The organism is Nocardioides sp. (genome assembly GCF_036405735.1).
Lineage (GTDB): Bacteria > Actinomycetota > Actinomycetes > Propionibacteriales > Nocardioidaceae > Nocardioides.
Map to the genome: position 1 here is coordinate 1 of NZ_DASWXC010000036.1, position 7,382 is coordinate 7,382.

Annotated in this window: 8 protein-coding genes; 1 reads left to right on the top strand and 7 read right to left on the bottom strand. The window is 69.4% G+C overall.

What is annotated here, in order from left to right; translation table 11 throughout:
* From tuf to VGE38_RS05330, 6 genes are all read right to left on the bottom strand, one after another.
* On the bottom strand, nucleotides 1-987 hold a 987-nt coding region (tuf, locus tag VGE38_RS05305), incomplete at its 3' end, for an elongation factor Tu (RefSeq protein ID WP_331141492.1).
* Between the two features lie 95 nt (nucleotides 988-1,082).
* On the bottom strand, nucleotides 1,083-3,146 hold the full coding sequence (gene fusA, locus VGE38_RS05310) for an elongation factor G (RefSeq protein WP_414690893.1): 2,064 nt from the start codon (nucleotides 3,144-3,146) through the stop codon (nucleotides 1,083-1,085).
* A gap of 139 nt (nucleotides 3,147-3,285) precedes the next feature.
* Nucleotides 3,286-3,756 (bottom strand): 30S ribosomal protein S7, encoded by a 471-nt coding sequence (rpsG, locus tag VGE38_RS05315; RefSeq protein ID WP_331141494.1) that lies wholly within the window; start codon nucleotides 3,754-3,756, stop codon nucleotides 3,286-3,288.
* A 1-nt stretch (nucleotide 3,757) separates the two neighbouring features.
* Nucleotides 3,758-4,129, bottom strand: a complete 372-nt coding sequence (rpsL, locus tag VGE38_RS05320) for a 30S ribosomal protein S12 (protein ID WP_028660598.1) — start codon at nucleotides 4,127-4,129, stop codon at nucleotides 3,758-3,760.
* 164 nt (nucleotides 4,130-4,293) lie between these two features.
* A complete protein-coding gene (locus tag VGE38_RS05325; protein ID WP_331141495.1) occupies nucleotides 4,294-5,598 on the bottom strand; it encodes an MFS transporter in 1,305 nt (434 codons plus the stop codon).
* Nucleotides 5,595-6,038, bottom strand: a complete 444-nt coding sequence (locus VGE38_RS05330; RefSeq protein WP_331141496.1) for a MarR family winged helix-turn-helix transcriptional regulator — start codon at nucleotides 6,036-6,038, stop codon at nucleotides 5,595-5,597. Before VGE38_RS05330 ends, VGE38_RS05325 begins: the two co-directional genes overlap by 4 nt.
* A gap of 105 nt (nucleotides 6,039-6,143) precedes the next feature.
* On the opposite strand from VGE38_RS05330, the gene VGE38_RS05335 reads away from it, so the two are divergent.
* Nucleotides 6,144-6,422 (top strand): DUF2530 domain-containing protein, encoded by a 279-nt coding sequence (locus tag VGE38_RS05335; RefSeq protein ID WP_331141497.1) that lies wholly within the window; start codon nucleotides 6,144-6,146, stop codon nucleotides 6,420-6,422.
* Nucleotides 6,423-6,438: 16 nt separating this feature from the next.
* Here VGE38_RS05335 and VGE38_RS05340 read toward each other — a convergent pair whose 3' ends face one another.
* Nucleotides 6,439-7,251, bottom strand: coding sequence for a DUF3027 domain-containing protein (locus VGE38_RS05340; protein ID WP_331141498.1), 813 nt, complete (start codon nucleotides 7,249-7,251; stop codon nucleotides 6,439-6,441).
* Nucleotides 7,252-7,382 lie beyond the last annotated feature (131 nt).

A 7,382-nucleotide genomic window follows, 5' to 3' on the forward strand; every position in this document is an offset into this window, starting at 1 on the left:
GTTGTTGAAGAACGGCGTGTGACGGCCGCCCTCCTCCTTCGAGAGGATGTAGACCGAGGCCTCGAAGTTGGTGTGCGGGGTCGTGGTGCCCGGCTTGATGACGACCATGCCGCGCTCGACGTCCTCGCGCTTGGTGCCACGGAGCAGCAGACCGACGTTCTCGCCGGCCTGGCCCTCGTCGAGCAGCTTGCGGAACATCTCGACGCCGGTGACGGTCGACTTCTGCGAGGTCTCGCGGATGCCGACGATCTCGACCTCCTCGCCGACCTTGACGATGCCGCGCTCGATACGACCGGTGATGACGGTGCCACGACCGGTGATCGTGAAGACGTCCTCGACGGGCATGAGGAACGGCTTGTCGGTGTCGCGCTCCGGGGTCGGGATGTAGTCGTCGACGGCCTGCATGAGCTCGGCAACCGACTCGCCCCACTTGGCGTCGCCGTTGAGGGCCGGGAAGGCCGCAACGCGCACGACCGGGATGTCGTCGCCCGGGAACTCGTACTCGTTGAGGAGCTCGCGCACCTCCATCTCGACGAGCTCGATGAGCTCCTCGTCGTCGACCATGTCGCACTTGTTGAGCGCGACGACCAGGGCCGGCACGCCGACCTGGCGGGCGAGCAGCACGTGCTCGCGGGTCTGCGGCATCGGGCCGTCGGTCGCGGCGACCACGAGGATCGCGCCGTCCATCTGGGCGGCACCGGTGATCATGTTCTTGATGTAGTCCGCGTGACCGGGGCAGTCGACGTGCGCGTAGTGGCGCCCCTCGGTCTGGTACTCGACGTGCGCGATGGAGATGGTGATACCGCGCTGACGCTCCTCGGGAGCCTTGTCGATCTCGTCGAACGGGGTGAACGGGTTCAGGTCCGGGTGCTTGTCGTGCAGGACCTTGGTGATCGCCGCGGTAAGAGTGGTCTTACCGTGGTCGATGTGACCGATCGTTCCGATGTTGACGTGCGGCTTGGTCCGCTCGAACTTCGCCTTAGCCACTGGGGCTCCTCCTGGTGTGGTTTTCTTACGTGACTCGTACTTGAGTTGGGTGGTGCCGAGGGTACGTCGGCCAGCGATTCAGCCCGCAGGCTGGGTCACTCGCCGCGCGCCTTCTTGATGATCTCGTCGGCGATGTTCGTGGGAACCTCGGCGTACGAGTCGAACTCCATCGCGTACGAAGCCTGGCCGGAGGTCTTGGACCTCAGGTCGCCAACGTACCCGAACATCTCGGACAGCGGCACGAGGGCGCTGACGACGATGTCGCCGAAGCGCTCCTCCTGCGCACGGATCTGGCCGCGACGGCTGTTGATGTCGCCGATCACGGTGCCGAGGAAGCTCTCGGGGGTCGTGACCTCGACGGCGAACATCGGCTCGAGCAGGACCGGCTTCGCCTGACGCGCGGCCTCCTTGAAGGCCTGGTTGCCGGCGATCTTGAACGCGAGCTCGGAGGAGTCGACGTCGTGGTAGGCGCCGTCCTCGAGCGAGAACTTCACGTCCACCATGGGGTAGCCGGCGAGGACGCCGAACTCCATGGCCTCCTGGCCGCCCTGGTCGACCGAGGGGATGTACTCCTTCGGCACGCGACCGCCGGAGACGTTGTTGACGAACTCGTAGCCCGCGCCGGTGCCGGTCTCGGGGTCGATGTTCGGCTCGACCGAGATGACGACCTTCGCGAACTGGCCCGACCCACCGGTCTGCTTCTTGTGGGTGTAGCTGTGGTTCGCGACCTTCTGGCGCAGCGTCTCGCGGTAGGCGACCTGCGGCTTGCCGACGGTCGCCTCGACCTTGAACTCGCGCTTCATGCGGTCGACGAGGATCTCCAGGTGGAGCTCGCCCATGCCGGCGATGATGGTCTGGCCGGTCTCCTCGTCGGTCTTCACGACGAAGGTCGGGTCCTCCTCGGCGAGCCGCTGGATCGCCACGCCGAGCTTCTCCTGGTCGCCCTTCGTCTTCGGCTCGATGGCGACCTCGATCACCGGGGCCGGGAAGGTCATCGACTCGAGCACGACCGGGTTGGCCGGGTCGGACAGCGTGTGGCCGGTCTTGGTGTCCTTCAGACCCATGACGGCGACGATCTGGCCGGCGCCGACCGACGCGATCTCCTCACGCTTGTTGGCGTGCATCTGGTAGACCTTGCCGATCCGCTCCTTGCGGCCGTTCGAGGAGTTGAGCACCGTGGTGCCGGCCTCGAGCTTGCCGGAGTAGACCCGGACGTAGATCAGCTTGCCCAGGTGCGGGTCGGAGGCGATCTTGAAGGCCAGGCCGGAGAACGGCTCCGCGTCGCTGGGCTTGCGGGTGATCTCGACGTCCTCGGCGTTCGGCTTGTGGCCGACGATGGCCTCGACGTCGACGGGCGACGGGAGGTAGTCGGTGACGGCGTCGAGCAGGGGCTGGATGCCCTTGTTCTTGAACGCGGTGCCGGTGAGGATCGGGTTCAGCTTGTCGGCGAGCGTCGCGCGACGGATGGCGGCCTTGAGGGTGGGAACGTCGAAGACGTCGCCCTCCTCGAGGTAGACCTCCATGATCTCGTCGTCGGCCTCGGCGAGGGTCTCGACGAGCTTCTCGCGGTACTCCGCGGCCTTGTCGGCGAGGTCGGCGGGGATCTCCTCGATGGTGTAGTCCTCACCCATCTGGGTCTCGCCGCGCCAGACCTTGGCGTGCTGCTCGACCAGGTCGACGACGCCGATGAAGTCGGCCTCGGCACCGATCGGGATCTGCAGGACCAGCGGGGTGGAGTTCAGCCGCTCGACGATCGAGTCGACGACGCGGTAGAAGTCGGCGCCGGTGCGGTCCAGCTTGTTGACGAAGCACATCCGCGGGACGGCGTACTTGTTGGCCTGGCGCCACACGGTCTGCGACTGCGGCTCGACGCCGGCGACACCGTCGAAGACCGCGACGGCACCGTCGAGGACGCGCAGCGCGCGCTCGACCTCGACGGTGAAGTCGACGTGACCGGGGGTGTCGATGATGTTGATCTGGTGGTTCTTCCACCAGCAGGTCGTCGCGGCCGACGTGATGGTGATGCCGCGCTCCTGCTCCTGCTCCATCCAGTCCATCGTGGCGCCGCCCTCGTGGACCTCACCGATCTTGTACGTGATGCCGGTGTAGAACAGGATGCGCTCGGTGGTGGTGGTCTTGCCGGCGTCGATGTGCGCCATGATGCCGATGTTGCGGACCTTCTTGAGGTCCGTGGTGATGTCGACAGCCACTGTCTTCAGCGTTCCTTCGAAAGTATGGGATGGAGCAGGTCCAAGGTGACCGGCCGGGGCGCGTCAGCTGACGCGCCCCGACGTCGGATCACCAGCGGTAGTGCGCGAAGGCCTTGTTCGACTCGGCCATCTTGTGGGTGTCCTCGCGCTTCTTCACAGCGGCGCCGAGGCCGTTGCTCGCGTCGAGGATCTCGTTCATGAGGCGCTCGGCCATCGTCTTCTCGCGACGGTCCTGGGCGTAGCCGACGAGCCAGCGCAGCGCGAGCGTGGTGCCACGCGTGCCCTTGACCTCGATCGGGACCTGGTAGGTCGCACCACCGACGCGGCGGGACTTGACCTCGATGGCCGGCTTGACGTTGTCCATCGCGCGCTTGAGCGTGACGACGGGGTCGGTGCCGGTCTTCTCGCGGCAGCCCTCGAGGGCGGTGTAGACGATGCGCTGGGCGACCTGCTTCTTGCCGTCCTTCAGGACCTTCGACACGAGCTGGGTGACCAGCTGCGAGCCGTAGACCGGGTCGACGTCGATCGGCCGCTTCGGAGCGGGACCCTTACGAGGCATCTCACTTCTCCTTCTTCGCGCCGTAGCGCGACCGGGCCTGCTTGCGGTTCTTGACACCCTGGGTGTCGAGCGTGCCGCGGATGATCTTGTAACGGACGCCGGGCAGGTCCTTCACACGACCGCCGCGGACGAGCACGATGGAGTGCTCCTGGAGGTTGTGGCCCACGCCGGGGATGTAGGCAGTGACCTCGACGCCGGAGGAGAGGCGCACACGGGCGACCTTCCGGAGGGCGGAGTTCGGCTTCTTCGGCGTGGTGGTGTAGACGCGGGTGCAGACGCCACGGCGCTGCGGAGACCCCTTCAGGGCAGGCGTCTTGTTCTTCGACACCTTGTCCTGGCGGCCCTTGCGGACCAGCTGCTGAATAGTGGGCACCGGGTGGTTCCCCTTCTTTTCTGCTCTCACTACGGGGCACCTTGCCCTGCAGGATCGTGCTGCCACTCGCGTGGCTCGTGCCGAGGTGGTGCGCTACCAACCAGCGGCCCGTCTCGCCCCCGAGGTCGGGCGTGTCGCGTCGGGATCCACAGTCTGGTTCGTGGCTACTGCCGAGCACGCACGACGGCCTGGTTGTCCCAGACACGAGGACCAAGGCTACCGGCCGCCCCAGAGGGGGTCAAAACGCTGGCGAGACCGCCTCGCAGGCGGGCGAGCAGCGCGATCCCGAGCGCGGTGCCCAGGATGGTCAGGGCGCCGCACGCCCACAGGGCCACGCGGGCGCCGTACGCCTCCCCCAGCCAGCCGATGAGCGGCGCCCCGAGCGGCGTCCCGCCCTGCACGACGGTCATGTAGAGGGCCATCACCCGACCGCGCATGAGCGGGTCCGACTCCAGCTGCATCGTGGCGTTGGCGCTGTTGAGCAGGGTCAGCATCAGCAGGCCGATGACGGGGCAGAACAGCGCGAACAGCAGGTACGACGGCAGCGAGCCGGCCACGATCTCGGCGGCCCCGAAGCCGACGGCCGCACCGACCAGCAGCCGGAGCCGGATGCGCGTGCGGCGGGCCGCGAGCAGCGCGCCGGTCAGCGAGCCGACCGCCAACGCGGAGCCGAGCAGCCCGAACTCGCCGGCGCCCTTGCCGTAGACCTCGGTGGCCATCAGGACCGAGGTCACCGCGAAGTTCATGCCGAAGGTGCCGGCGAAGAAGACCAGCACGAGCACGAACAGCATCTTCGGCTGCGTGCGCACGTAGGCGATGCCCTCACGCAGCGCTCCGCGGCCGCCGCGGCGCAGCTCGGCGGTGCGCAGCAGCGCCGGGTCCATCCGGTGCAGCTGGGCGATCACGGCGAGGTAGGACACGGCGTTGATCAGGAACACCCAGCCGGTCGCGGCCTGCCCCGAGCCCCACGCGTGGATGAGGACGCCGGCCAGTGCCGGCCCGACCAGGCGGGCGGCGTTGAAGGCGGCGGAGTTGAGCCCGACGGCGTTGGTGAGATCCTCGCGCGAGACCATCTCGGAGACGAACGACTGGCGCGCGGGCGCGTCCAGGGCGGCACCGACGCCCAGCGCGAAGGCGGAGGCGTAGACCAGCCACAGCTCGGCGTTGCCCGTGACCGCGACCAGGCCGATGAGCAGCGCGACGACACCCATGCTCGCCTGGGTCAGCTGCAGCAGCCGCCGCTTCGGGAAGCGGTCGGCCACGACGCCGGCGTACGGCGTCAGGAGCAGGACGGGCAGGAACTGCAGCGCGGTCGTCAGGCCGACGGCGGTGCCGCCACCGTGCAGCGGCACGAGCACCAGCCAGTCCTGCGCGATGCGCATCATCCAGGTGCCGGTGTTCGACACGACGCTGCCGGCCCAGTAGAGCCGGTAGTTGGGGTTGGCGAGGGCTCGGAAGGTAGGGCTCACTCGGTGGCGATCTTCTCCAGGATCGGGGCCGCCTGACGCAGGACGGCGCGTTCGTCGGGGGTCAGTGCCGCGAGGCGGCGGGCCAGCCACACGTCGCGGCGGCGCCGGTCGGCCTTGACCGTCTCGGCACCCAGGGGCGTGATGGCCACGTGGACCTGGCGGCGGTCGACGTCGCCCGGGCGGCGCTCGACGTAGCCGCCCTCGGCCAGCGCGTTGACGGTGCGGGTCATGCTCGGCGGCTGCACGCGCTCGCGGGCGGCGAGCTCCCCCACGGTCGCCTCGCCGTGGACGAGCAGACCGCCGAGGACCGACATCGCCCCGAGCGACAGGTCGTTGGCCGGGTCGCGCTCGGCGACCAGCCGGCGACGCAGCCGCATGACGGCGAGCCGGAGCACGGAGGCGAGTCCGGCGTCGGTGCGGGCGATGGCGTTGGTCGGCATATCGTTAGCCTAACTCGTTAGCCGTGCTAACTATTCCGTGCCGACGGCCGCGTCCTCGCTCACGTCCTCGTCCATGTCCTACGGGTGGCGAGTAGGGTGCGGAGCGTGACGCAGTTCGAGGAGGAGCAGCCGGCCGCGCACCGCATCGGTGAGCGGACCTACCTCATCGCCGACGTCGAGCCGCTCGACGTCGACGGGGTGCGCACGATCATGGTCGGCACCGCGCTGTGGGCGCTGGCGTTCGTCGCGCTGCTGCCGTTCTACGGCGAGCTGCGGGAGAACGGCGAGGGCTGGGTGCTGTGGACCTGCCTGGCCGGCTTCGGCCTCGGGCTGTTCGGCTGGGAGTACTGCCGGCGCCGGGCGCGCCACGGCGACCGGGCCTGAGCAGCCCGTCCGAGGGTTAGAACAGCTCGATCTCGTCGGGCGTCAGGGTGTCCCAGACCGGCTCCGGGACCGGCTGCGGCTCGTGCTTCTTGGCCAGCCGCACCTCGGAGTGGGCGCCGCAGCCGTGGTCCATGCTGACGACCCGGCCGTCGTCGTTGGCGTCGCCGTTGCCGCACACGCCGAACGACTCCGCGAGCGAGCCGGCGAGGCGCACCAGGAAGCCGCAGCTGTGGCAGTGGTCGGGGGCCGACTGCGCGATCGGGGCACCCGGCCCGCCCGGCCCGGCGTACCAGCGCTGGGCGGCGAGGTCGTGGCCGACCGGGCCGAGGGTGCGCACGCGGCCCAGGCCGAGGTCCTTGGCGACCTGGCGGATCTGCGCCTTGGCGTCGGGGTCGAGCGGGTCGTCGCCGAAGGCGTACGTCGGCACCAGGCGCGGGTCCTCGTCGGAGACCGGCAGCAGGTCGCCCGGGGAGAGGTCACCCGGGCGGATGCGGTCGCGGTAGGGCACCCACGGCGGGGCGACGATCGCGGCGTCGCCCGGGATCAGGACGACCTCGTCGACCGTGACCGGCCCGTCCGCGAGGTGGACCACGGTCACCGACCAGTGCCAGCCGACGTACCCGGCGCGCTCGCAGGCGAACAGCTGCGAGGAGACGGTGCCGTCCTCGCTCTCCGCCACCTGGCCGAGGTGGCGGCCGACGTCACCGGCGTTGCCGGGGCCGACCTCCTCGGTGAGCGCGGCGCGGGCGGCGTCGACGAGAGCCGGGTCGACGGTGCCGCCGGACGCTGCAGCGGTGGTCGGCGCGGTCGTGGTGGTCACGGGCGACATCTTCACCCATCAGCCGGGGTGCTGTCAGGTCGGGGTCGGTGCCGCAGGGCAGGATTGACCGCGATGGGTGAGGCCAGGGATCAGACGAGCGCGGAGGACCAGGCGCCCACCGGCGGGCGGTCGGTGGGGCG

Coding starts and splice junctions, on each gene's coding strand:
- fusA (WP_414690893.1), bottom strand. CDS start 3,146: ATGGCGCACATCGACGCCGGCAAGACCACCACCACCGAGCGCATCCTG.
- rpsG (WP_331141494.1), bottom strand. CDS start 3,756: ATGCCTCGTAAGGGTCCCGCTCCGAAGCGGCCGATCGACGTCGACCCG.
- VGE38_RS05330 (WP_331141496.1), bottom strand. CDS start 6,038: ATGCCGACCAACGCCATCGCCCGCACCGACGCCGGACTCGCCTCCGTG.
- VGE38_RS05340 (WP_331141498.1), bottom strand. CDS start 7,251: ATGTCGCCCGTGACCACCACGACCGCGCCGACCACCGCTGCAGCGTCC.